25 protein-coding genes are annotated in these 22,274 nt (G+C 37.0%); 18 read left to right on the plus strand and 7 right to left on the minus strand.

Annotated features, from left to right (window positions below):
* Positions 1-100: 100 nt before the first annotated feature.
* From AADJ06_RS01620 to AADJ06_RS01630, 3 genes are read left to right on the plus strand one after another with little or no spacing between them, the layout of a single operon-like run.
* A complete protein-coding gene (locus AADJ06_RS01620) occupies positions 101-1,360 on the plus strand; it encodes a TlpA disulfide reductase family protein (protein WP_341224644.1) in 1,260 nt (419 codons plus the stop codon).
* 54 nt (positions 1,361-1,414) lie between these two features.
* The gene (locus AADJ06_RS01625) at positions 1,415-1,651 is read left to right on the plus strand and encodes a DUF4834 domain-containing protein (protein WP_341224645.1); all 237 of its coding nucleotides are present in this window, start codon (positions 1,415-1,417) and stop codon (positions 1,649-1,651) included.
* A gap of 39 nt (positions 1,652-1,690) precedes the next feature.
* On the plus strand, positions 1,691-2,113 hold the full coding sequence (locus AADJ06_RS01630) for a DoxX family protein (RefSeq protein WP_341224646.1): 423 nt from the start codon (positions 1,691-1,693) through the stop codon (positions 2,111-2,113).
* A gap of 16 nt (positions 2,114-2,129) precedes the next feature.
* On the opposite strand, the gene AADJ06_RS01635 is transcribed toward AADJ06_RS01630, so the two are convergent.
* The 3 genes from AADJ06_RS01635 to recA form a co-directional block, all read right to left on the minus strand.
* Complete coding sequence (locus AADJ06_RS01635; RefSeq protein WP_341224647.1) at positions 2,130-2,885, minus strand: DUF3108 domain-containing protein; 756 nt, start codon at positions 2,883-2,885, stop codon at positions 2,130-2,132.
* A gap of 32 nt (positions 2,886-2,917) precedes the next feature.
* Entirely contained in the window at positions 2,918-3,952 is a 1,035-nt protein-coding gene (locus AADJ06_RS01640; RefSeq protein ID WP_341224648.1) for an aminopeptidase, read from the minus strand.
* A 75-nt stretch (positions 3,953-4,027) separates the two neighbouring features.
* Positions 4,028-5,062, minus strand: a complete 1,035-nt coding sequence (gene recA / locus AADJ06_RS01645; protein ID WP_341224649.1) for a recombinase RecA — start codon at positions 5,060-5,062, stop codon at positions 4,028-4,030.
* 279 nt (positions 5,063-5,341) lie between these two features.
* On the opposite strand from recA, the gene AADJ06_RS01650 reads away from it, so the two are divergent.
* The 7 genes from AADJ06_RS01650 to AADJ06_RS01680 all read left to right on the plus strand — a co-directional run bounded on the left by AADJ06_RS01650 (position 5,342) and on the right by AADJ06_RS01680 (position 13,030).
* A complete protein-coding gene (locus AADJ06_RS01650; protein ID WP_341224650.1) occupies positions 5,342-5,716 on the plus strand; it encodes a hypothetical protein in 375 nt (124 codons plus the stop codon).
* A gap of 60 nt (positions 5,717-5,776) precedes the next feature.
* Positions 5,777-8,200: a phenylalanine--tRNA ligase subunit beta gene (pheT, locus tag AADJ06_RS01655; protein WP_341224651.1), complete on the plus strand. Its 2,424-nt coding sequence runs from the start codon at positions 5,777-5,779 to the stop codon at positions 8,198-8,200.
* Positions 8,201-8,251: 51 nt separating this feature from the next.
* Entirely contained in the window at positions 8,252-8,635 is a 384-nt protein-coding gene (locus AADJ06_RS01660; RefSeq protein ID WP_341224652.1) for a hypothetical protein, read from the plus strand.
* A 24-nt stretch (positions 8,636-8,659) separates the two neighbouring features.
* A complete protein-coding gene (locus AADJ06_RS01665) occupies positions 8,660-8,947 on the plus strand; it encodes a cell division protein ZapA (RefSeq protein WP_341224653.1) in 288 nt (95 codons plus the stop codon).
* 66 nt (positions 8,948-9,013) lie between these two features.
* Positions 9,014-10,612, plus strand: a complete 1,599-nt coding sequence (rny, locus tag AADJ06_RS01670; protein ID WP_341224654.1) for a ribonuclease Y — start codon at positions 9,014-9,016, stop codon at positions 10,610-10,612.
* A gap of 150 nt (positions 10,613-10,762) precedes the next feature.
* A complete protein-coding gene (locus AADJ06_RS01675; protein WP_341224655.1) occupies positions 10,763-11,326 on the plus strand; it encodes a hypothetical protein in 564 nt (187 codons plus the stop codon).
* A gap of 102 nt (positions 11,327-11,428) precedes the next feature.
* On the plus strand, positions 11,429-13,030 hold the full coding sequence (locus tag AADJ06_RS01680; protein ID WP_341224656.1) for a CotH kinase family protein: 1,602 nt from the start codon (positions 11,429-11,431) through the stop codon (positions 13,028-13,030).
* A gap of 2 nt (positions 13,031-13,032) precedes the next feature.
* On the opposite strand, the gene AADJ06_RS01685 is transcribed toward AADJ06_RS01680, so the two are convergent.
* Genes AADJ06_RS01685 through AADJ06_RS01695 form a run of 3 tightly spaced genes read right to left on the minus strand, consistent with a single transcriptional unit; the run spans position 13,033 to position 15,361 of the window.
* Positions 13,033-13,803 carry a glucose 1-dehydrogenase gene (locus AADJ06_RS01685; protein ID WP_341224657.1) on the minus strand — a complete coding sequence of 257 codons (771 nt, stop codon included), beginning with the start codon at positions 13,801-13,803 and terminating at the stop codon, positions 13,033-13,035.
* Between the two features lie 53 nt (positions 13,804-13,856).
* Complete coding sequence (locus AADJ06_RS01690) at positions 13,857-14,600, minus strand: SDR family oxidoreductase (protein WP_341224658.1); 744 nt, start codon at positions 14,598-14,600, stop codon at positions 13,857-13,859.
* Positions 14,597-15,361 carry a methyltransferase domain-containing protein gene (locus tag AADJ06_RS01695; RefSeq protein ID WP_341224659.1) on the minus strand — a complete coding sequence of 255 codons (765 nt, stop codon included), beginning with the start codon at positions 15,359-15,361 and terminating at the stop codon, positions 14,597-14,599. The genes AADJ06_RS01690 and AADJ06_RS01695 overlap by 4 nt, the downstream gene beginning before the upstream one ends.
* Positions 15,362-15,421: 60 nt before the next feature.
* Here AADJ06_RS01695 and AADJ06_RS01700 point away from each other — a divergent pair, with 60 nt between their 5' ends.
* Complete coding sequence (locus tag AADJ06_RS01700) at positions 15,422-15,790, plus strand: hypothetical protein (protein ID WP_341224660.1); 369 nt, start codon at positions 15,422-15,424, stop codon at positions 15,788-15,790.
* A 163-nt stretch (positions 15,791-15,953) separates the two neighbouring features.
* On the opposite strand, the gene AADJ06_RS01705 is transcribed toward AADJ06_RS01700, so the two are convergent.
* Positions 15,954-16,097 carry a hypothetical protein gene (locus AADJ06_RS01705; protein WP_341224661.1) on the minus strand — a complete coding sequence of 48 codons (144 nt, stop codon included), beginning with the start codon at positions 16,095-16,097 and terminating at the stop codon, positions 15,954-15,956.
* A gap of 128 nt (positions 16,098-16,225) precedes the next feature.
* Here AADJ06_RS01705 and hisS point away from each other — a divergent pair, with 128 nt between their 5' ends.
* The 7 genes from hisS (at position 16,226) to AADJ06_RS01740 (ending at position 22,075) form a co-directional block, all read left to right on the plus strand.
* The gene (gene hisS, locus AADJ06_RS01710; RefSeq protein WP_341224662.1) at positions 16,226-17,590 is read left to right on the plus strand and encodes a histidine--tRNA ligase; all 1,365 of its coding nucleotides are present in this window, start codon (positions 16,226-16,228) and stop codon (positions 17,588-17,590) included.
* Positions 17,583-18,620: an endolytic transglycosylase MltG gene (gene mltG / locus AADJ06_RS01715; protein ID WP_341224663.1), complete on the plus strand. Its 1,038-nt coding sequence runs from the start codon at positions 17,583-17,585 to the stop codon at positions 18,618-18,620. Before hisS ends, mltG begins: the two co-directional genes overlap by 8 nt.
* Positions 18,620-19,033, plus strand: coding sequence for a thioesterase family protein (locus AADJ06_RS01720; protein WP_341224664.1), 414 nt, complete (start codon positions 18,620-18,622; stop codon positions 19,031-19,033). Before mltG ends, AADJ06_RS01720 begins: the two co-directional genes overlap by 1 nt.
* A complete protein-coding gene (locus tag AADJ06_RS01725) occupies positions 19,030-19,947 on the plus strand; it encodes a YihY/virulence factor BrkB family protein (protein ID WP_341224665.1) in 918 nt (305 codons plus the stop codon). The genes AADJ06_RS01720 and AADJ06_RS01725 overlap by 4 nt, the downstream gene beginning before the upstream one ends.
* A 244-nt stretch (positions 19,948-20,191) precedes the next feature.
* Positions 20,192-20,644 carry a GNAT family N-acetyltransferase gene (locus tag AADJ06_RS01730; protein WP_341224666.1) on the plus strand — a complete coding sequence of 151 codons (453 nt, stop codon included), beginning with the start codon at positions 20,192-20,194 and terminating at the stop codon, positions 20,642-20,644.
* A 58-nt stretch (positions 20,645-20,702) separates the two neighbouring features.
* Positions 20,703-21,560 carry a DUF72 domain-containing protein gene (locus AADJ06_RS01735; RefSeq protein ID WP_341224667.1) on the plus strand — a complete coding sequence of 286 codons (858 nt, stop codon included), beginning with the start codon at positions 20,703-20,705 and terminating at the stop codon, positions 21,558-21,560.
* On the plus strand, positions 21,560-22,075 hold the full coding sequence (locus AADJ06_RS01740; protein WP_341224668.1) for a DUF1572 family protein: 516 nt from the start codon (positions 21,560-21,562) through the stop codon (positions 22,073-22,075). Before AADJ06_RS01735 ends, AADJ06_RS01740 begins: the two co-directional genes overlap by 1 nt.
* Positions 22,076-22,274: the final 199 nt, after the last annotated feature.

A 22,274-nucleotide genomic window follows, 5' to 3' on the forward strand; every position in this document is an offset into this window, starting at 1 on the left:
ATACAATTAAGCGTTTAGCTTCAGAACTTTCATTTTATTGAAACGTTCTTATAAATGAAAAGCGGTTCTTTGATTAAGTTTTTTTTGGAAGAAATATTTTATGAAATACAAGTTTATACTAATAGCTGTGATGTTAAGCTCTATGGCTTTCAGTTTTCCTCAAACTGTGGCTTTTAAAACTTTTACTGCAGAGGAAGGTGATGCTTATTTGAAGGCTAGTTTTTCCCAGGAAGCTCACCTTAAGGAGCTTTTGGATGCTGGAGCAAATGCCTCTTTTACGGCTGCTTTTGAAGAAAAATATAGAGAAGACTTTGATCAAAGTTTACAGTATGAAAATATTAAAATGGTCAATGTTGATGAATGGGAGTTGGCATTGTTTGACAAAAGAAATGCTCAAATGAGTTTCTTGAAAAACCATGAGACGTATGACGAGCTTTCAGAAGAGTTTGTTGATTTAGTACAGGCCAATATTAATTATAACTACTGGCACCTTTTATTAGCATACTCTATCAACAACAGCAATAGCAATACGGGTTTAAAACAAGTGACATCATTGCCACGGATAATGACAGCAAGTTTAGATCCACAAAGAATTAACAATCCTAAACGAATGCTTTCTAAAAGCTATAGAGCTTTCTTGCCCTATTTTGTGACTTATTTTAATTCAGAAGCCAATAACTTTCAAAAGTATGCTGATGGCGTATTGTCAATGAAAGATAAAGCGGAGTATGCCACTAAGTATTTAAAAGGTGATGTATTAGATTATACTTTAACGGAACTTATTGAGACTAGTCATAAAACTTTAAGTACTTCTTCTTTTAGGTATTGGACTAGTCAGATTTACTGTCAAAACCTTCAAGACTATCTTTCAGAAAGCTTTTTTAGCGATGTGGTAGCGGCAGAAGTAAAAAGAGAGGAACAACTGGCCAAAGTAGAAGAGTTAAAAAAGGGAGGGAATCTACCTTCTATAATGGACTTGAACGACAAGGCTTTTACTTTCGAAAAATATAAAGGGAAAGTTATTTATGTTGACTTTTGGGCTAGCTGGTGTGGGCCATGTAGGAAAGAGTTTCCTGCCAGCAGGAGTATGCATGAGAGTCTTACTTCAAAACAAAAGAAAGACATCGTTTTTCTCTACATATCTATTGATGAAGATTTGGAGAAATGGCGTGGTGCAGTTGAAAAACTGGGTTTAGAGGAGTTTGGTGAGAATGGTCATTCTTATGAAGTTTCTGCCAGATATAAGGTTTCAAGCATCCCGAGATATATGATTATCGACAAAAAAGGAAATTTGGTAAACGATAAGGCACCAAGACCAAGTAGTTCTGAAACTTTGCCGGCATTATTGGAGTTACTTTAGTAGTTAAAAATTAAGCTTTTTTCTACTTTTACTATCTAGATAAAGAATTATTATATGTTTAAGATAATTTTAGTTGTTTTCCTGATTATAGCATTTGTACCACCTGTTAGGAGGTTCTTGTTTTGGCTCATTGTGGGTAAGCAAATGGTAAATGAACAAAAAAGAGCTAATAAGAACAGCCAGCCTCAGGAAAAAAAGGAAGGTCAAATAAATGTAGATTACGTACCAAAAGAAAGGCAAGAAAAAGGCTTTAAAGGTGGTCAGTATGTTGACTATGAAGAAGTAGATTAATTTGTTTTGTCCTAAAATTTATAACTGCATCAATCTATAATGTTCAAAAAGTTTTTTAGGGTAACCGCATTACCTCCCTATGTTGATTTAGCTATTTTCATACTTCGTGTAGGTGTGGGCTTTTTAATGATTCCGCATGGTTATTCTAAACTTGGTAGGGTGATAAGTGGAGACTATGGTTTTGGAGACCCAATAGGAATTGGCGAGGTACCTTCTCTTTTACTTACCATTTTTGCTGAGCTTTTCTGTTCTATCTTAGTTTTACTAGGGTTATTTACCAGGCCAGCTTTAGCTATTTTAATATTTACAATGGTAGTAGCCGTTTTTCTAGTTAATTTAAGTAAAGGTTTAAGCGGAATGGAAAAAGGCTTACTTTTCTTAATTCCTTATATCTCTTTATATATCTGGGGTCCAGGGAGATACTCTTTAGATTATTACATTTTCGGTAAAAAGAGGGTGTAAGTATTTCTTATTAAAATTAGCTCCAGATAAATGGGTTTCGTACATTTTTGTAAGCTACTATTTCCATAGAGATAGTTCCAAAAGAGAAGTCAATTTCTAACCTAATAGGAACACGATTTTCATCATCAGAAACTAATATCCTAATAGCGTTATCGCCTTCAAATAACTCATTTTTAGGGAGAATTGGATTTAGTTTCAATACCTTCATTTTACCGAATTTAGTCTTTACTTCGTCCTTTCCGGCGTATTTAACCTGCATGTTGTACAGCTCATCATCAAAAAATAGAGGTGCCTTTACACTCTGCCCTATTTTCATTTTAGAAAAATCTACTGTACGTAAATAATAGTAGCCTGAAATTACATCCTGAACATAATCAGGGATTTTGTATTCCGTAACTTCTTCTTTTTCAAACTTCTTTACTTTATTGCTTTGATGGTCAAACGTAAATGTTTGGTCTCTTGAATAAGTATTTTCCCTCGCACTGTATTCAAACTTATGAGGGATAAAAGCCGTGGTGTCAATGAAAGACCTATACATATTACTCACTTTCCACAAGCTAGCCAAACCTGCTGTTTTACCTATAACGTTTACTCTATAGCAAGGTCTGTTATTAACTGAGAAAATTTTAGAATGTACATCTACTTTAGCCTGACCAATGGTCAGGAAGCCATATTTTACTTTATATGTGTATTTCTCGCCAGCTTGAAAACTATGATTTTCCACTGACCTAAGTACGCCTTTGCCTACAAAAGCATAAAGGGCTATACTCATTAAAATTACAATTAATATGACGGGTCTTTTTATCATCTTCCTAAGCTCTGAAATTTACTTTTTAAATGCGATAAATATTCTTTAAAATTATTGTTAAACTTTGATTTTAATTCATTCTCAAAGTCATTTTGTTTTCCTTGGTAAGTTCTATACGCGGTGAAGTATGCATTGTTTATAGTGCCTCTTCCTCGGTACTTATATTTAGGATTTGAGGAGAGTGAATCAGCCGATAGCATAATCTCATCAATCAAATCATATTTTAAACTATCCTTCTTAATAGACGCCATTTCAGGTGGAAAGGTTTGAAATAGGCTATCAAGTTTTTCTGTTCCATGGGCAATATGTTTTGAAAATTGCTCATAAAATACTTTAGAAGCTTTATACTTTTCTATCTCTTCCGTTCCTTTCCCATATTTACTTTGTAGGAAGAGCAATGCTCCTTGGTCGCCAATAAAATCCGCAAGGTTCTCATTAAACGCTAAATCATTTTTTACAAAAAGTGTTCCATGGGTAAGTTCATGAATAATTAGTGCTGCTAATGAGCCTTCATCCCTTTCTAGCATACTGCTCAAAATTGGATCCGATAGGTAGCCCAGAGTACTCCAAGCCGAAACTTCAGATACTCTTACATCAAACCCTTCTCGTTTTAATTGGGCCACTTCTTTTTGGGTAATTTCTTTCTCAAAGTGTCCTTTGTATGCAAATTCCCCTGCTATAGGAAACTCCCATTTCTTGTTTTCTAAACTATAAGGAGGGCAAGCAGTTATAACCCAGAGAATGGGTTTACCATGTTGCTCATAGTAGTCTAGATAACTTGTGCTTGGTTTTAAGCCTAATGAGTCTACTGTAAATTTTTTAATTTCCTGTATAAGCTCAATTTTGGCTTTTAAGCTATCAGGGAAATTGCTATCTGCAAGCACCTCTTCTATAGGCGTAGTATTTAAAATTATTTTTAACTGGCCTTTGGCTTGTCTCAGAGCATAGTTGATTTCCCCGAAGTAAATGAGGTAAAATATTAGGCAAAATGCCGTTAGTATGAGACCTGTGGTTTTTAGAATTTTTTTCATAAAAAAAGAGCAGGAGAAAATCTCCTACTCTTTAACGCTTTCCTAATAATGATTATTTATTGATTGCTAAATTGTTTATTCAGTAACTGCTTCTTTTCCTAAGACAATTTCATCTTTTCCAGAAATAGCATCTTTAATTTTCTTTTCTAATTCTTCCAAAAGCTCTGGCGTATCTTTGATAAGGTTTTTAACGGAGTCTCTTCCTTGACCTAATCTGTCCTCTTTATAGGAGAACCAAGAACCTGATTTTTTGATAATATCTAAATCAACACCTAAATCTAATATTTCACCAGCTTTGGATACTCCTTCGCCGTACATGATATCAAACTCAACAACCTTAAACGGAGGTGCCATTTTGTTTTTAACCACCTTCACACGGGTTCGGTTACCTACTACTTCGGCATCAGAGTTTTTGATTTGACCTATTCTTCTAATATCTAATCTTACAGAAGAGTAAAATTTCAATGCATTACCACCCGTAGTAGTTTCAGGCGAACCAAACATTACACCAATCTTATCTCTCAACTGGTTAATGAAAATACATGTACAGCCAGTTTTATTTATAGTACCAGTAAGTTTACGAAGAGCCTGAGACATTAATCTTGCCTGCAGTCCCATCTTACTGTCTCCCATGTCACCTTCCAATTCGGCTTTAGGTACCAGTGCCGCCACAGAGTCAATCACACATATATCTATAGCTCCAGAAGAAATCAAGTGTTCTGCAATTTCTAGAGCTTGCTCTCCGTAATCTGGTTGAGATATTAAAAGGTTTGCTGTGTCAATTCCTAATTTCTCTGCATAAAGACGGTCAAAAGCATGCTCGGCATCTACAAAGGCGGCTATCCCGCCGGCTTTCTGAGCTTCGGCTATAGCGTGCATTGCTAAGGTGGTTTTACCAGAAGATTCTGGTCCGTAAATCTCAACAACTCTTCCTCTTGGGAAACCATTAATTCCTAAAGCTAGGTCTAGTCCTAAAGACCCCGTAGCTATAGTAGGCACGTCCAAAACCTTAGTGTCACTAAGTCTCATGACAGTTCCTTTTCCAAAAGCCTTGTCTAATTTGTCTATGGTGGTTTGAAGAATTTTTAAGCGTTCCTTGTTTTCGGACATTGGTAATATATTTAGAGTTCTAGGAATTTCTTTTTGTCTGCCACAAAGATATTGTATCCTTGCACAATTTACTAGCAAAGAATAGCTAATATATTTAGCAATAGATTTACATGGTTGATAGTAAGTGTCTTAATGGATTGTTTTTGGCTAAATATTTTACCAAGACTTGGTTTTTATTTAGGCAAGGCAACTTATGTACGGTATTATTCATCCGATTGAGATTAGGTGCTGAAATAAAACGAGAAATATACGTTTACTATAAAACCATATCTATAACCCATGAAAAACAATCTCTTCTTTTTATTATTAATTGCTCTTATAGGTGTTTTTACAAACCCATCTTTAGAAAAACACCAGGCTGCTGTGGCCGAAAAGGTAAACGAACTAGGTAATATTGATGGAGAGGTAGATGGCGACACCATAAAAAAACTAGGAGCTTTACTAGGAGAGGCTATTGGTTTGAATAGTATGGAGAAGTACCTCAATAATAACGTTAAGGTAGAAGACCTGAAGGTTATCTCTCTTACAAAGCTGAAAATTAATGGCACTTATAAGACTGTGGGCGTGGGAGCTTTCGGCAAGGTCTTCCTTTTTGACGATGTTAAATCTTATGTAGAGGAGAAAGCAGAATCTTTGAAAGAAGAAATCGGGTAGAAATCTTCAAGTACCTTATCCATCTTTTTCTATCTTTGCGGATTGAAAAAATAGAAAAGGATGCTGATATCATATAATACGCTAAAAAAACTTATTGATTTTCCCCAAAATCCAGAAGAGCTTTCTGCTCTTTTGACTTCCACAGGCTTAGAAGTGGAGGGTTTAAATGAGGTTCTTTCTGTTCCTGGTGGGCTGAAAGGTTTGGTTTTGGGAAAGGTGGAGACTTGCGAGCAGCACCCTAACGCGGACAAACTGAAATGTACTACCGTAGATATTGGGCAGGATAACCTTTTAAACATTGTTTGTGGAGCACCAAATGTAGCCGCCGGTCAAACAGTCATAGTGGCAACGGTCGGAACCACGCTTTATCCAGGAGATGGAGAAAGTTTTGTTATAAAGAAATCTAAAATCAGAGGAGAAGTGTCGGAAGGCATGCTTTGTGCGGAAGATGAGATAGGACTGGGAAAAGGACATGATGGTATTTTGGTTGTTAATACCGATTTGCCAGTAGGTACGCCAGCAGCTACTTATTTTAAGCTAGAGTCTGATTATGCCATTGAAATTGGTTTAACACCAAACCGAGCCGATGCGGCTTCTCATTTTGGTACCGCAAGAGATATTAAGGCTGTCACTGGTGCTCCAATAAATTTGCCAGATGTATCTGGTTTTGTTTTAGGCAATGCATCGGCTACTATTGATTTAGTGGTGGAAGATGTTCAAGGTTGTCCAAGGTTTTGTGGTTTAGAGATAAAAAATGTTGAAGTAAAAGAGTCGCCAGATTGGCTCAAAGGTTTCTTAACCACCATTGGTGTCAATAGCATCAATAATTTGGTAGATATTTCAAATTACATTTGCCACTTTTTGGGTCAACCAATGCACATTTATGATGCAGATAAAATTGCTGGCAATAAGATTATAGTAAAGACACCTGAAAAAGGAACAACTGTCACAACATTAGATGGCGTAGTAAGAAAACTTTCTGGAGAAGACTTAGCCATTTGCGATATCGAAGGGCCAATTGGTCTTGCTGGTGTTTTTGGTGGAGATAACTCTGGAGTGTCAAACGGTACGAAGAATGTGTTTTTAGAAGTGGCATACTTCCATCCTGATAGAGTTAGAAAAACAGCCACCACGCACAGTTTAAAAACTGATGCTAGCTTTAGATACGAGCGAGGCACTGACCCAGAAATGCCGGGGTATGCACTTAAATTAGCGGCACTTATGGTTCTAGAACTTTCTGGTGGCGAAGTGGCTAATAAGTCTTTTGACCTTTATCCGGTTAAGGTTCCTAATCATGAGGTGGATGTTAAGTTTAAAAATATTGACCGCCTTTTAGGCAAAACTTTGCCGCAGGGTTTAATCAAAGAAATACTTCAAAAGCTAGATATTAAAATAGTAGAAGAAAATAATCAAGGCATGAGCCTTTCCGTACCAGCCTATAGAGTTGATGTAACTAGAGAAGCTGATGTGGTAGAGGAGATTTTGAGGATTTATGGCTTTGATAACATAGCCTTGTCGGAAAACCTTTCGTCTGATTATCTTTCTGATTTTAGAGAGGTGGTTCCTGAAACGCAAAGCTTAAAGATTTCAGAATTATTGGCGGCAAATGGTTTTTATGAAATTCAAACTTTGTCAATAGTTAAGCCGTCTCAAAATGCCGTTTTAAACGAAGAAGAAGGTTCTCAGGTGACTTTATTAAATCCACTGACAGAAGACCTTTCCGAAATGAGAAATAGTTTGCTTTTCTCTGGATTACAAACCCTAGCCTATAACATCAATAGGAGAAGTAAAGACTTGAAAGTTTTTGAGTTTGGTAGAGTGTATGGTAAAAAAGAAACTGATGGTAATGTCAGTTACTTTGACCAATCAAAGTTGGGACTTTGGGTTACTGGAAACAAATTATCTGAATCTTGGCAACAGAAATCAGAAAAGGTGACATTTTTTGACCTTAAAAACGAGGTTTCAAAAATATTCGCAACCATGAGGTTATCTGGTTTGGGAAGCAAAGAATCAGAATCAGGTCTATTTGATTACGGGATTGACCTTACTTTGAATAATAAGGTAGTGGCTAGTATAGGCCAAGTGAAGGCTTCTCATTTGAAGTTTGCAGACTTGAAACAAGAAGTTTTCTATGCGGAGATTGATTGGGCTTATGTTTTGAAGAAGTATTCTTATAAAGTTACATTTAGCGAAATATCTAAATTCCCAGATGTAAGAAGAGATTTGTCTTTAGTGGTGGATAAAGCTGTGAGCTTTACTCAAATAAAAGATTTGGCTATGAAGTCGGATAAGAAACTGCTGAAAGAAGTAAATGTTTTTGATGTTTATGAAGGTGATAAGCTGGGAGAAGGGAAGAAGTCCTATTCTGTTAGTTTTATCTTACGTGATACGGAAAAAACACTTCAAGATAAGGTGATTGATAAAACTATGAGTAAATTAATATATACCTTCGAAAATCAGCTGGGTGCAGAAATAAGAAGGTGATAAAGCATCCCTTATCTAAGAGGTGTTTTAGAGCTATCAAATTTTATTTAAATGGAATCTGAAAAGCAATATTACCAAGAGAATGCCATGATGTTTGCTCGCCTTGAAGAGTTGGCGGGTAAAGTGGATGGGCGTATTGCTAAGGTCAGAACTTTTGAACAGAAAATTATAGGCTTAGAGTTTGAACTAAAAAAGGTAAAAGAAGAAAGAGACGACCTGAAAAGCAGGCTGGCTTTTGTGAAAAAACATCAAGCGAAAGTGAAAGATGCTCCGGGTGAATTAGAGGGCTTAAGTGCTGAAAATTTTACTATTAGGAATAAAATCGCTAAGATTGTAACGGATATAGAAGGTAAGGAGGTAAGTGAAGAAGGAATTAGAGAATTAATCCAAACTCTAATAAGCGAAATAGACGATTGTATAAGCTTATTGAAGTGATAAATATGTTTTTGCTTACTAATAATGGAGTCGGAAAAGATAAAAGCGAATATTAGAATTAACGGAGAACCTATTCCGTTTTTACTGTCGCCAGAAGAAGAACCCTATTTTAGAGAAGCTGCTATTAAAATAAATGACCGCCTTGCTGTACTTCATAATAAGTACGGTGCAGTGGCAAACTTTGAGGACTTGCTTTCTACCGTGGCGGTAGAGGCCATGGTGGATGCTTTACAGGCTCACAAAAACTATGAGAAACTCCGAAATGAAGTTAATGGTAGACTAGAGCAAATTGATAGCCGTTTAGACGGTTAAATTCTCCCTTTTTTTTGAATTCCTTTCTTTAATATTCATTCAACGAATTATTAAAAAAAAGAATTAATGTCAGAATATTTATTGTTAATCGTAGGCATCATTGGAGGCCTAGTAGCAGGATACTTTATAGGGCAGTCGCTACTAAAAAAGACCACTAAAAATCAAGAAGAAGAAGCTGCAAGAAAGGCCGAGAGCATTCTCAGAGATGCCGAGTCTAATGCCCAGAGTATTAAAAGAGACGCTGAATCGAAAGCTGAAAGTATAAAGCGTGATAGGAAGTTGGAAGCCAAAGAGCATTTCTTGAAATTAAAAGAGGAGTTTGAAGAAACCACGAACAACAAGAAGAATATTATTATTCAGAATGAGCAAAAGGTAAGGACACTTCAGCAGCAGGCGGCTTCTTTAATGGAGAAAAATAAAAGAGAAGAGTCTGAACTTCAAAGTCAAAAAGATAAGGTAGCCAATCAGTTAGAAGTAGCTACAAAAAGACAAGAAGAAGCTGATAAGCAACTGAGTCTTCATGTGCAGCAGCTAGAAAAAATTGCAGGTTTAACTGCAGACCAAGCCAAAGAACAATTAATGGATGCTCTTAAAGCAGAAGCAGAATCTAATGCATCAGCTTATGTGAAACAATCCATAGAAGAGGCAAAGCTTTCAGCTACGAAGGAAGCAAAGAAAATTGTTATTCAAACGATTCAAAGAACGGCCGCCGAGCAGGCAATTGAAAACTGTGTGTCAGTTTTTAATATTGAAAGTGACGAAATCAAAGGAAAGATTATTGGTAGAGAAGGAAGAAATATTAGGGCTTTGGAAGCCGCTACAGGTGCTGAGATTATTGTGGATGACACGCCTGAGGCTATCGTTATTTCTAGTTTTGACCCCGTAAGAAGAGAGGTCACTAGGCTGTCTTTGCATAGATTGGTGACAGATGGTAGAATTCACCCGGCCAGAATTGAAGAAGTGGTGAATAAAACCAGAAAGGAAATTGACAACGAAATTATTGAGATAGGAGAGAAAACGGTGCTAGACCTCGGGATTCACGGCTTGCATCCAGAGCTTATCAAAATGGTAGGCCGAATGAGATTCCGTTCATCTTACGGACAAAACTTACTGCAACACTCTCGAGAAGTGGCTAAGCTATGTGCTACCATGGCAGCCGAAATGGGTATGAAAGTTAAGTTGGCTAAAAGAGCTGGTCTTTTGCATGATATAGGGAAAGTGTACCAAGAAGAGTCAGACTTACCTCACGCTATCTTAGGTATGGAACTTGCCAAAAAGTACAAAGAGAACCCAGAGGTATGCAATGCCATTGGTGCTCACCATGATGAGATAGAGATGACTTCATTAATTTCTCCAGTTATTCAGGTTTGTGATGCCATCAGTGGTTCAAGGCCGGGAGCTAGACGTGAGATGATGGATTCTTATGTTCAGCGTTTAAGAGACCTAGAAGATTTAGCTCTTGATTTCAAAGGAGTAGAAAAATGTTACGCTATTCAGGCCGGTAGAGAATTAAGGGTAATAGTGGATGCAGAAAATGTAAATGACGAAACCGCCAGCATGATGTCGTTTAATATCTCTCAAAAAATAGAGAAAGAAATGCAGTACCCAGGTCAAATCAAAGTAACGGTAATTCGTGAAATGAGAGCCGTGGCTTATGCGAAATAGATAAAACCTTCGTTATTAACAGGTGAACTGTTAATGGAATCTTAAAGCACCTACATTTTAGGTGCTTTTTGTTTGGACGGGCAACCTTTTATTGAATTCCAACATCTAAAAATCATACAAAAAATCAGAAACGTTTAAATTATATAGATTATGAAAAAGCTACTTTTTATCGCATCAGCATTAGTTATTGGTTTTAGCTCTTGCAGAGGCCCTGCAGGATATGATGGACTTGATGGAGCACCTGGGCCAGCCGGTCAAGATGGTGGTTTGGTATATGCCTCAGCCTTTGAGCTTATTTTAGATTTTACGCCGGCTAATGGATTTGAGCACGTGGAGCCTTATGGGTTTGATGTATACCCTGCAGACGTAGTCTTAGTATATATTAAATGGGATGATGATGATGTACTTGGACCTATTTGGAGACCATTGAATCAAACAGCTTATTTAGACCAAGGAATTTTGACTTACGAATATGATTTCGGAACCAATGATAATGACATTACAGAAGGTAATGTAAGGCTTTACCTAGGTGGTAATATTGCCGATTTTTCTACATTAGACGGAGCATATTTGAATGACCAACTCTTCAGGGTGGTGGTAGTACCGGCTGAGTTTTTAGAAACAGCAAGGTTAAAGTCTAAGTCTTATGAGGATGTCACTGCTGCATTCGGTATTGAAGAAGAAGATTTTATAAAACGAGATTTGACACTATAAGTTTGTAATTGATTTTATTTTGAGCCGCCTAATCTAGTGATTGGGCGGCTTTTCTTTTTTCTAATGCACTATTAACTTAGCTTTGATTAAGAATAAAAAAATATGCAAAGAATACTGTTTTTCCTCCTTCTTGGGTTGCCAGCTTTGGCTCAATTTTCGTCTAATTTACCCTTAGTTTATATTGATACCGAAGGTAAACAAATAGTAGATGAGCCAAAGGTAATGGCAAAAATGAAGTTGATTTATAATGGAGAAGGTCAACGGAATACGCCTTATGGTACTACCGTTTATGATGGTAATATAGGCATAGAATACCGAGGCTCTTCTTCGCAGTCATTCCCTAAAAAGCCTTTTGGTTTTGAGACATGGGACGCAACTGGCGAAGATATTAACTTTGGCTTCTTCGGATGGCCGGAAGAAAGTGATTGGATACTTTACCCTTCTTACAATGAGAAAAGTTTGATTCATAATGTACTCACGTTACGCATGGCGGAGCAAATGGGACTTTATGGAAGCAGAACCAAGTATGTAGAACTTTACCTCAATGGAAGCTATGAAGGTGTTTATGTTTTCATGGAGAAGGTGAAAAGAGATAAGGGCAGAGTAGATATTTCAAAGCTAGAGCCAGATGAAGAAACAGGAGAAGATTTGACGGGAGGTTATATTATCAAAATTGATAAAAATACAGGCTCTAACAATGGAAGTTGGACATCGAAATATTCAAATCAACCAGGTGGTGCATTTAAGCCATCTGAGTTTTTTTACGAATACCCAAAAGATATTACTACTATTCAAAGAAATTATATTCAAACCTACGTTGATGATTTTGAAGATGCTTTGCAATCAGAAGAATTTTCTGATTCGGCTACAGGGTATCAGCAGTACATTGATATGGAATCCTTTGTACTGATGACCATTGTAAATGAGGTTGCAAAAAATGTAGATGGCTATCGGATAAGTACATTTTTATACAAAAGCAAGAATGAAAAATTGAAACTAGGCCCGCCATGGGATTACGATATTAGTTACGGAAATGCGGATTATTGTAATGGAGCTTCTTATCAGGGGTTTTCTTATAATTTCAATAGTGTTTGTCCGGATGATACTTGGCAGGTACCTTTTTGGTGGCAAAGATTTTTGAGCGATGTTAATTTTGTGAGAGCTTATAGAAACACCTATGACGAGCTTCGTTCAAATGGGATTTTAGAAGAAAGTAAATTGCTAGGTTTGGTGGATGAACTAGCAGAAGAAATTAATGAAGCACAGGTTAGAAACTTTCAACGCTGGCCTATTCTAGGTCAATACGTTTGGCCGCAGCCTCAGCCTGTTTCTTCTACATGGGAAGGTGAGGTGGATGAGCTCAAATCCTGGATTTCTTTAAGATTAGCCTGGTTAGACCAAAATATACCGAATGAAATGGCGGTTCTTTCCTCAGAAAAGGGTTTAGACTTTAAAGTCAAAGCATATCCTAACCCTTATATTTCGTCAGTTAGCATTGAGGTTATTTCTGAGAAAGGGGCTAAAGCTAGTGTGAGCTTAATAGACCTTTTAGGTAGGGAAATTAAGACACAAGATTTTGATTTGGAAAAAGGTCAAAACCAATTGAATCTTAATTTCCCCGAAAATCATTCTTCTCAAACACTTCAGCTACTAAAAGTTAAAGTAGGAGACAAAGAGGTTGTTCATAGAATGGTTCAGAAATGAGCTTAGATAGTCATTCCTCCATCTGCGGTAAATACTGCTCCCGTAGTGAAAGAAGATGCGTCAGAAGCTAAATAAAGAGCAAGTGCACCTATCTCGTCTACAGTACCTATTCTAGAAATAGGCATGTGCTTGGTAAACCTTTTCATGATGTCTTCGTTTTGCCATAAGGCTTGAGAAAACTTAGTTTTTATTAAACCTGGGCAAATAGTATTTACTCTAATACCATCTGTTCCCCATTCTTTAGCCAGTACTTTCGTTAGCATATTTAATGATGCTTTACTTACCGAGTACATGCCTAAGCCAGGGTCTGGTGTAAGGGCAGCCACGCTGCTCACATTTATGATACTTCCGCCACCAAGGCTTTTCATAGAGGCATAAACCATTTTAGAAAACTCAAAAGGAGCTTTCACATTAACGGCCATTATTTTGTCAAAGGCATCACCATCACAGTCTAATGATGGACCGAAAACTGGGTTAGTAGCAGCATTGTTTACTAAGATATCTACACCGCCAAATTTCTCTATGGTTTGGTCTAAAAGGTTTTGGAGCTGTGTCATATCGCCTGCATGGGCAGCTATAGGCAGTACTTCGGCACCGCTCTCTTTTCTGATGCTCTCGGCTACCTCATCTAGTACATCTTGCTTCCGGCTACTGATAACTACTTTGGCTCCATGAGCCGCAAAAAAACGAGCCATAGACTCGCCAATGCCTTTACTTGCTCCAGTGATGATGGCTACTTTTTCCTTAAGGTCAAATGCGTTTTTGTAATTCATAGGGTATTATATTGTTGATGTAAGTAAAATATATAAGTTCTTTTTTTAGTGTATTACTGCACACTTAGGCCGCCATCTAAAACTACGCCTTGCCCAGTCATAAAGCTAGATTCGTCTGAGGCTAAGAAAAGAATGGCGGTGGCTATTTCTTGAGGTTTTCCAAAACGCTTCATAGGCGTGGCAAAACGAAGCATTTGTTTGTACTCTGGTTCTTCGTTGATGGTGTCTAACATGGAGGTTTCTGTAAAACCAGGGCACACGGCGTTTATTCGTATATTCTGTCTGGCGTACTCTACACCTGCAGATTTTGTCATTCCCAGTACGGCATGTTTACTAGCAGCATAAGCCAAATGACGCGACATACCAATTTTTCCTGCCACAGATGCGGTATTGACAATAACGCCACCGCCTATCGTTTTAAAAATGGCGATAGCTTCTTTCATGCAGTAGAAAACACCTTTTACGTTGACGTCAATTACAAGGTCAAAGTCTTCTTCTGGGTAATGTTCAGTTTTGACCCTTGGGCCAAGAATACCGGCATTATTAATTAGGATGTCAATTTTTTCAACTGTAGCTATGGCTTTTTCAAAAGCGGCTTTGACATTGGCAGATTTTGATACATCACATTGTATATAATGTACATCGCCTTTGATTTTTTCTAGCTCGGCCGATTTTTTCTTCGTTATGTCAAAGACCACCACTTGGGCTCCTTCTGCTATAAATTTAATTGCGGCCTCTAGGCCTATTCCTCCATTTCCACCGGTAATTAAAACTTTTTTGTTTTCGAATCTTTTCATTTTTGACTGAAGTATATTATTTCCTCCATAGGGAGAGCAAATCGTTTTGCTTGCTCTGGAGGTAGTTTGTTGACGAAATTATCCTCGGTTACTTTAAAGCCAGCCTTGGCAAGTTCTTTACCATAATCTCTTCCAAATAATCGGAGATGGTCAGACTGTTTAAAGACACGTTCCCTTTCTCTAGGGTCTGTGATGGTAGGGTCTTCTAAAGTGTGTTCCATCTGCATGTCTTGCGGCGACTGCATAATGGCCCAGCCTCCCGGCTTCAAAACCCTGTATAGTTCGGCAGTAGCTACATCAAAATGCTCTACATGTTCTAGCACGTGATTGCAAAAAATGACATCAAAGGAATTATCTGGGTACTGAATTTTCTCAATATCCATTTTTACCTTGGCTAAAGGCGACTCAATATCTGCAGTAAGGTATTCCAAATTAGGTAGTTCCTCAAAACGGTCAATAAAACAATACTCCGGAGCTATATGAAGTACGCTTAGTTTTTGTTCAAAAAAGTTAGTTTTCTTTCTTAAGTAGAGGTACATAAGCCTGTGTCTTTCTAAAGAGAGACAAGAAGGGCAAAGTGCGTTCTCTCTAGGCTCTAATCTACCATAAGGTAAAAATTTCTTAAATTTGCCATTGCAAACCGTGCATTCCACTGCATCACCTTTCATAAAGCCTGCATATATCTTTAATGGAATATGGCTAAATAATTGTAAGTACTTACGTGGAACGAAACGAATAAGAAAACTAATAATATTTTTCATCTAGATCTTTGACCAGTGCTATTTGTGGTCAAAAATAGAATTAAGTAAACAGCAAAAAAAATGGAAGACAAGAAAGCCGATAATTCTTCAAAAAATAAGCCTTATAAAAGGAATGAAGATAAGAATTGGTATCAGAAACTCTTATTGAGTCAAAAATTTAAAATGAACGTGGTCATCGGTTTTGTGCTGATAGCTGCGGGTGCTTTCGCTTTGGCAATTTCTGGAGCAGAGATGTTACACCACTGGGAGCATCAGTTACATGGAGGTTTAGGTCTTGTGGCTTTATTAGGCGGGCTATGGTTTTTTAGCCGTGGTTTAAGGTACGAATCTCAGCTAGACGCCATCAGGATAGCAAAGCGTAATAGAAACTTTAATGGAGGTGGAAATAGAAAAGGACCAAGAAAGCCTAAACCACAATCCAGAGGTTAGTAAGACCATAATAGATTTTATTTAAGTCCTAATTGCTCCGCGATTAGGACTTTTTTATGGTGCGGATTTGGGATAATAAACCCTACTTGAATAGGTATGAACCAAAAAAGTCTCAACCTTTCTAATAAGATTGAGACCTATGCATTTAGAATGCAAAAAGAAATTATTTCGTGAAAGAAGCTTTAAGCTCTTCTACGTCTACTTTTTCAATTTGAGGCTTTTGCGTAAGACGTTTGATAGTAGCTTGCTTGTTGTTTGCTATAGCTCTGTTTCTTAGTCCTTTTCTCTTTAATCTTGTAACTGCCATTGTATAAATATTTAAATCTAGTTCTTTGCTTATCTCAAACGAGGGTGCAAAGGTAGTTATTCTGTTTATAATTATCAATGAAAAATCTAGAATAAGCTTACTTTTGTGGCAGGAAACATTTAAAATTTATGTCAAAACCAAGTTTAGCTAGAGGTACACGCGATTTTGGGCCTGAAATAATGGCAAAACGTACTTATATACTCGATACCATTAAGCAGGTGTTTAAAAAGTTCGGCTTTCTGTCGCTCGAAACTCCTGCTGTAGAAAATCTATCTGTACTGATGGGTAAGTATGGTGAAGAAGGAGATAAACTTCTTTTTAAGATTTTGAACTCAGGAGATTTTGCTAAAAAACTAAAACAAGAAGATTTTGATAATGGTGCACCAGCCATGCTCTCAAAAGTGGCAGAAAAGGGCTTGAGGTATGATTTGACAGTACCCTTTGCTCGTTTTGTGGCTATGAATCGTCATGATTTGGCCATGCCGTTTAAAAGGTTTCAGGTTCAGCCTGTATGGCGTGCAGACAGACCACAGCGTGGAAGGTATAGAGAGTTTTATCAGTGTGATGCAGATGTGGTGGGTACAGATTCCCTATTATGTGAGGCCGAGATTATTCTAATGCTTAACGAGGCTTTTAAAAAATTAAGGTTACCTGATTTTGCCATTAAAGTAAATAATAGAAAGATTCTTACTGGAATTACGGAAGCCATAGGTGCAGCCGGAAGAGAAGGTGAACTGTGTGTAGCTATTGATAAATTAGATAAAATAGGAAAAGAAAAAGTAGAAGAAGAGCTGGTAGGGCGGGGTTTTTCTGCCGAAAGCATTGCTTCGCTTCAAACGCTTTTTGAACTTCCTGAAGGAAATATGGAGGCTTTAGCCGCTTTGAAAGGTTGGCTTTCTGAAACGGAAATTGGCCTTAAAGGCATTGCCGAGCTAGAAGAAGTTTTAGGTATGGTTAATGATTTTGGTTTGGAAGATAACCATGTTAAGCTTGACTTTACTTTAGCCAGAGGTTTGAGCTATTATACAGGAGCTATTTTTGAAGTGCAAGCCATTGGTGTGAAAATGGGTAGTATTTCAGGTGGTGGAAGGTATGATGATCTAACGGGTACTTTTGGCGTATCTGGTTTATCGGGTGTTGGGATTTCTTTTGGTGTAGATAGAATATACGACGTATTAGACGAGTTAGCATTGTTTCCAGAAGATGCCACAGAGAGCACTAAAGTACTTTTAACTAACTTTGATGAGGAGTCGCAGCGAGCGTGTCTGCCTATTTTAAAGAAGTTGAGAGATGCCGAGATTGCTGCGGAGTTATATCCGACTAGTGCAAAAATGAAAAAACAGTTTGACTATGCTAATAAGAAAGGTATAGCCTACGTATTAGCCATTGGTTCTGAAGAAATAAAGTCTGGAAAATATAGTTTAAAAGATATGGCTTCTGGTGAGCAGAAGAGTCTAGGTATTACTGAAATAATTGAAATATTAAATGTTTAAAAAACAAAAGCTTTTGGCCTATTTACTGGTGATAGTAACCAGTTTGGCGGCTACGTTCTCTTTCTACTTTTGGCAAGTTATTAAGAGTCCAAATCTTAATTTGGATGCTGAAAAAAGTGCGGTTATTTTAATACCCAAAGGTGCCACTTATCAAACTGTTTTGGACAGTTTGAATAAGCAAAACTTAATTCATGACCAGATAAGCTTTGGTTTTTTGAGTAAATTTATGAAATACAGAGACCTAGTAAAGCCTGGGAGGTATGAGATTCCGCCAAATGCTGGGAATAAGACCATACTATCCAAACTAAGGTCTGGCGACCAAGACGAGGTTAAATTAACCTTCAATAACATTCGCTTAAAAAAAGATTTGGCTGAAAGACTGGCTCAAAACTTATCAATAGACAAAGAAGTTTTACTTGCTAAGCTTAATGACCCTGCCGTATGTGAAAAGTACGGCTTCACTACAGATAACATCATGTGTATGTTTTTGCCTGATACATACTTTATGTGGTGGACTCTCAGCGAAGACGAGTTTTTAGACAGAATGAAGTACGAATACAAAACGTTTTGGAATGCTGATAGATTAGCTCAAGCTAAGGTTACCAGTATGTCGCCTATTAAAGTAGGTATCATGGCGAGTATAGTGCAGAGTGAAACCAATAAGTCTGACGAGCAGCCAACGGTAGCAGGTGTTTATGTAAATAGAATTAAGCAGGGGATACCATTGCAGGCTGACCCTACGGTCAAATTTGCGGTAGGTGATTTTGCTTTGAAAAGAATTTTGAATGTTCATCTGAAGGTAGATTCTCCTTATAACACTTATCAGATTCAAGGATTGCCACCAGGGCCAATTGCTTTGCCTGAGAAAAAGGCAATAGACGCTGTATTAAATTATGGTAAGCATAGTTATATATACTTCTGTGCAAAAGAAGACTTTTCTGGCTACCACAATTTTGCTACAACACTTTCTGAGCATAACTCCAATGCCAGAAAATTTCATAATGCTATGAACAAAAGAGGAATTCGTTAATGTTTAGTTTCGATTATAAATATAGAGTACGCTATGCCGATGTAGACCAAATGGGTTACATGTATTATGGGCATTATGCACGGCTCTATGAAATAGGCAGGGTAGAGGCTCTTAGGAGTTTAGGCGTGCGGTATAAAGATTTTGAAGACCAGGGTTTTATAATGCCCGTGTATGAAAACAACTCTAAGTTTATTTCGCCTGCCAAATATGATGAAATGATTACCATTAGGGTAATTTTAAACAAAATACCTAAGGCCAGAATAGTTTTCAATTATGAAATCTACAATGAGCAGGAAGAAAGAATTCATCTGGGTGAAACTACTTTAGTTTTTGTCAATACAGCTACGGATAGGATAATGGCCTGTCCGGAAAATATTGAAATAGCGTTAGCACCTTTCTTTAAAACTGCATGAATAGTTTAAAAGATATAGCCTTAGTTAAGAAACTTCGAAAGTTTTTGAAGAGTATATATCTTTGGAATACCACAGTTTCCCTTTATTTAGTGCTTACTATTCTTTGGCAAAAGATTGTGACATTTGACATTGACCAAAGGGCTGCGGCTGTATCCTTTTCGCTGCTGTTAGCTATTTTCCCTGCCGTTATCTTTTTATTTACGCTCATTCCCTATATCCCAATTGATAATTTAGATGTGCAGATAATGGACTTTTTAGCGAATATTTTGCCTAGAGGGATTTATAGCACTGCCGCAAATACCATTCAAGATATCATTAGTCGTAGGCGTGTAGATGTACTTTCTTTTGGTTTTTTGTTTGCCCTTTATGCGGCCACTAATGGAATGATGGCACTTATTAGGGCCTTTAATATTTCTTTAGAAAAAGATGATAAGAGAAATTTTGTTCAAGGGAGGTTGGTTGCACTTTTTCTTACTTTTTTGTTGGTTTTGGTTATGATATCGGCCATTGTCGTTTTGATTGTTGGTAAGTTTTCAATTGCTTATTTATTTGAAGTAGGTTTCTTAAGTGAAGATTTTACCTACTATATGATTCAGCTATTAAGGTATGTTTCTATTTTTATTATCTTCTTTTTAGGAATAGGTAGTATTTACTATTTTGCCCCAGGGAAAAACAAAAGAATGAGTTTTTTTAATATAGGGGCTATGCTGGCGTCAATACTGTGTATTTTGGCAACTAATGGCTTCTCTTACTACTTAGTTAATTTCAATTCTTATAACAGGCTGTACGGCTCTATAGGTACACTTATCGGGATGATGGTCTGGATATACCTAATTGCTGTAATTCTTATTTTTGGTTTTGAAATTAATTCAAGTCTGAAAGATGCACTAGCTGAAGAAGCTGGTACTGATTAGGCAGGCATAAAAAAAGCCGCAGTAAGTAATCAGTTTACATGCGGCATTTTTTGTAAATTTTAACCATTAGAATAATCAGTTCTAACTTGGTTTATTAAGGGCAATAGCCGTGCCAAAGTGTTTAACTAAGAAAGCTTTTTTTCTCTTTGTTTTTATAGCTATGCTCGCAAGTTAGGAAGAGAATTACGTTTTGTCAAAATGGAGGAAAGATAAAGTTTAGGTGATGAAGAGGAAAAATATTACGATGAACTGGAAGTGCTTGATGTATAGTGAATTAACGCTAGACGAACTTTATGAGATTTTAGCCTTGCGTTCAAAGGTTTTTGTGGTAGAGCAAAATTGCGTTTATCAAGATATAGATTTCAAAGACCAAATGGCTCTTCACATTTTGGGTAAAAATGAGGATGGAAAGCTTTTGGCATATACACGCTTATTTGATTTGAATCAATATTTTGATGGTTTCACGGCCATTGGAAGAGTTATTACACATCCAGAATTTAGGAAATATGGTTTTGGAGGAGATTTGATGCAAAAATCAATTGAAAAATGTCAAGAGATTTATGGTAACTATCCTATTAAAATTGGTGCACAAAAATATTTGACAAAGTTTTATGGAGCTTTAGGTTTTAAGGAAATAGGAGAAGATTATATAGAAGACGGAATTCCGCACTGTATTATGATAAGAGAAAGCGACTAAAGATTTTTTAAGAAGATTTTCAAGTGTTAAATTGAAGCGTACAAATTAGAAGAACATTATGAAATTTGGAGGAGTAAGCAATCCCGAACTAATAGATTTTACATTGCCAGAAGACCACCCAGAAACTTTAAGGGTTTTTAAAAGCGGACAGAAGCCTCTTGAAACTTATGTAGGCTGTGCCAAATGGAATAGGGGAGATTTGAAAGGTTTCTACCCGAGAGGAACGAAAGACGAACTGACCTACTATTCCACCCAGTTTAACTCCATAGAGCTTAACGCCACTTTTTACAATAATTATGCTCCAGCACAAGCCAAAACCTGGTATGATAAAACACCTGAGGGATTTAAGTTTTTCCCGAAAGTACCGCGTTATATTAGTCATATTAAAAGACTGAATGATGTAACTATTCCAGTAGGAGAGTTTGCAGAAACGGCTAGAGCTTTTGAGGATAAACTTGGAATGACTTTTCTTCAAGTACATGATAATTTCAAACCAGCTAATATGGATAGATTGGTGAAGTTTGTGAGTGACTGGTCTGCTGATATTCCTTTAGCTATAGAATTAAGAAATACTGATTGGTTTCAAGATGCTGCTGTGGCCAATGAGGTTTATAGCTTGTTTGAAGAAAATAATGTGACAAATATTTTGACTGATACTGCGGGCAGAAGAGATTTGATGCACATGCGAATGACCACCCCAACGGCTTTTATAAGGTACGTAGGAGCGAATCATGCCTCCGATTATCCAAGACTAGATGATTGGTTAGATAGAATAGGCGAATGGAAAGCTCAAGGTATGGAGCAACTTTACTTCTTTGTTCATCAGAATATAGAGAAGGAGTCGCCGTTATTGTCAAAATACTTTATTGAAAAATTTAACCAGCGATTTAACGCTAATTTGATAGTACCTGCTTAATGGAAATTATAAAGCTTTTTAGAAAACAGTTTGAAAATTATAAAGGACTCGGTGATAGAACCTTTGCCCAAATTTCAGATGAAGATATTTTATGGAAGTATAATGAAGAAAGCAATTCTTTAGCCATTATAGTGAAACACATGCATGGCAATATGCTTTCTCGCTGGACTGATTTTTTAAATACCGATGGTGAGAAAGATTGGCGAGATAGAGATGGCGAGTTTGAGGGTGCTTACGCCAATAAAAAAGAAATGCTCCGTCAGTGGGAGGCCGGTTGGGCTTGTTTATTTAAAGCTCTAGATAGTGTAACAGAAGAGAATATAAATACTCCAATATACATTAGAGGTGAAAAGCACTCAGTGGAAGATGCTTTTATGAGACAGTTAGGGCACTACTCATCTCACGTAGGTCAAATTATGTATATAGGAAGAATGATAAAAGGTCAAGGCTGGAAAGGCCTTTCAGTTCCTAAAGATGGCTCTAAGGCTTTTAACAAGGCTATGTTTTCAAAGTGAGATAGAAAAGCCGCTTTTGAGATACTGTGTTTAAGCGTTTTTTTCTGTAATTTATTGGTGACTACTTCGCAGTAACAACTTAAACGTTGTGACTATAACTTAGAGTTTTATTAAAGAGAAAGTAGTATTATTTATTTTTTTCTTCAAAGTTGATATTTTTTTTAAAATGTCACTTATTAGAAAAATACAATTTGCTCTT

The organism is uncultured Arcticibacterium sp. (assembly GCF_964021845.1).
Classification (GTDB): Bacteria; Bacteroidota; Bacteroidia; order Cytophagales; family Spirosomataceae; genus Arcticibacterium.

Bases quoted from the DNA above. Each gene is read 5' to 3' on its own strand.
- AADJ06_RS01685 (WP_341224657.1), bottom strand. From the start codon at position 13,803: ATGAATTACAAAAACGCATTTGACCTTAAGGAAAAAGTAGCCATCATC.
- AADJ06_RS01665 (WP_341224653.1), top strand. From the start codon at position 8,660: ATGGAGTCGGAAAAGATAAAAGCGAATATTAGAATTAACGGAGAACCT.
- AADJ06_RS01720 (WP_341224664.1), top strand. From the start codon at position 18,620: ATGTTTAGTTTCGATTATAAATATAGAGTACGCTATGCCGATGTAGAC.
- AADJ06_RS01680 (WP_341224656.1), top strand. From the start codon at position 11,429: ATGCAAAGAATACTGTTTTTCCTCCTTCTTGGGTTGCCAGCTTTGGCT.
- mltG (WP_341224663.1), top strand. From the start codon at position 17,583: ATGTTTAAAAAACAAAAGCTTTTGGCCTATTTACTGGTGATAGTAACC.
- pheT (WP_341224651.1), top strand. From the start codon at position 5,777: ATGCTGATATCATATAATACGCTAAAAAAACTTATTGATTTTCCCCAA.
- AADJ06_RS01650 (WP_341224650.1), top strand. From the start codon at position 5,342: ATGAAAAACAATCTCTTCTTTTTATTATTAATTGCTCTTATAGGTGTT.
- AADJ06_RS01730 (WP_341224666.1), top strand. From the start codon at position 20,192: ATGAACTGGAAGTGCTTGATGTATAGTGAATTAACGCTAGACGAACTT.
- AADJ06_RS01660 (WP_341224652.1), top strand. From the start codon at position 8,252: ATGGAATCTGAAAAGCAATATTACCAAGAGAATGCCATGATGTTTGCT.
- AADJ06_RS01675 (WP_341224655.1), top strand. From the start codon at position 10,763: ATGAAAAAGCTACTTTTTATCGCATCAGCATTAGTTATTGGTTTTAGC.
- AADJ06_RS01700 (WP_341224660.1), top strand. From the start codon at position 15,422: ATGGAAGACAAGAAAGCCGATAATTCTTCAAAAAATAAGCCTTATAAA.
- AADJ06_RS01635 (WP_341224647.1), bottom strand. From the start codon at position 2,885: ATGAGTATAGCCCTTTATGCTTTTGTAGGCAAAGGCGTACTTAGGTCA.
- AADJ06_RS01625 (WP_341224645.1), top strand. From the start codon at position 1,415: ATGTTTAAGATAATTTTAGTTGTTTTCCTGATTATAGCATTTGTACCA.
- AADJ06_RS01630 (WP_341224646.1), top strand. From the start codon at position 1,691: ATGTTCAAAAAGTTTTTTAGGGTAACCGCATTACCTCCCTATGTTGAT.
- AADJ06_RS01620 (WP_341224644.1), top strand. From the start codon at position 101: ATGAAATACAAGTTTATACTAATAGCTGTGATGTTAAGCTCTATGGCT.
- recA (WP_341224649.1), bottom strand. From the start codon at position 5,062: ATGTCCGAAAACAAGGAACGCTTAAAAATTCTTCAAACCACCATAGAC.
- AADJ06_RS01640 (WP_341224648.1), bottom strand. From the start codon at position 3,952: ATGAAAAAAATTCTAAAAACCACAGGTCTCATACTAACGGCATTTTGC.
- AADJ06_RS01735 (WP_341224667.1), top strand. From the start codon at position 20,703: ATGAAATTTGGAGGAGTAAGCAATCCCGAACTAATAGATTTTACATTG.
- AADJ06_RS01695 (WP_341224659.1), bottom strand. From the start codon at position 15,361: ATGAAAAATATTATTAGTTTTCTTATTCGTTTCGTTCCACGTAAGTAC.
- AADJ06_RS01690 (WP_341224658.1), bottom strand. From the start codon at position 14,600: ATGAAAAGATTCGAAAACAAAAAAGTTTTAATTACCGGTGGAAATGGA.
- AADJ06_RS01705 (WP_341224661.1), bottom strand. From the start codon at position 16,097: ATGGCAGTTACAAGATTAAAGAGAAAAGGACTAAGAAACAGAGCTATA.
- hisS (WP_341224662.1), top strand. From the start codon at position 16,226: ATGTCAAAACCAAGTTTAGCTAGAGGTACACGCGATTTTGGGCCTGAA.
- AADJ06_RS01740 (WP_341224668.1), top strand. From the start codon at position 21,560: ATGGAAATTATAAAGCTTTTTAGAAAACAGTTTGAAAATTATAAAGGA.
- AADJ06_RS01725 (WP_341224665.1), top strand. From the start codon at position 19,030: ATGAATAGTTTAAAAGATATAGCCTTAGTTAAGAAACTTCGAAAGTTT.
- rny (WP_341224654.1), top strand. From the start codon at position 9,014: ATGTCAGAATATTTATTGTTAATCGTAGGCATCATTGGAGGCCTAGTA.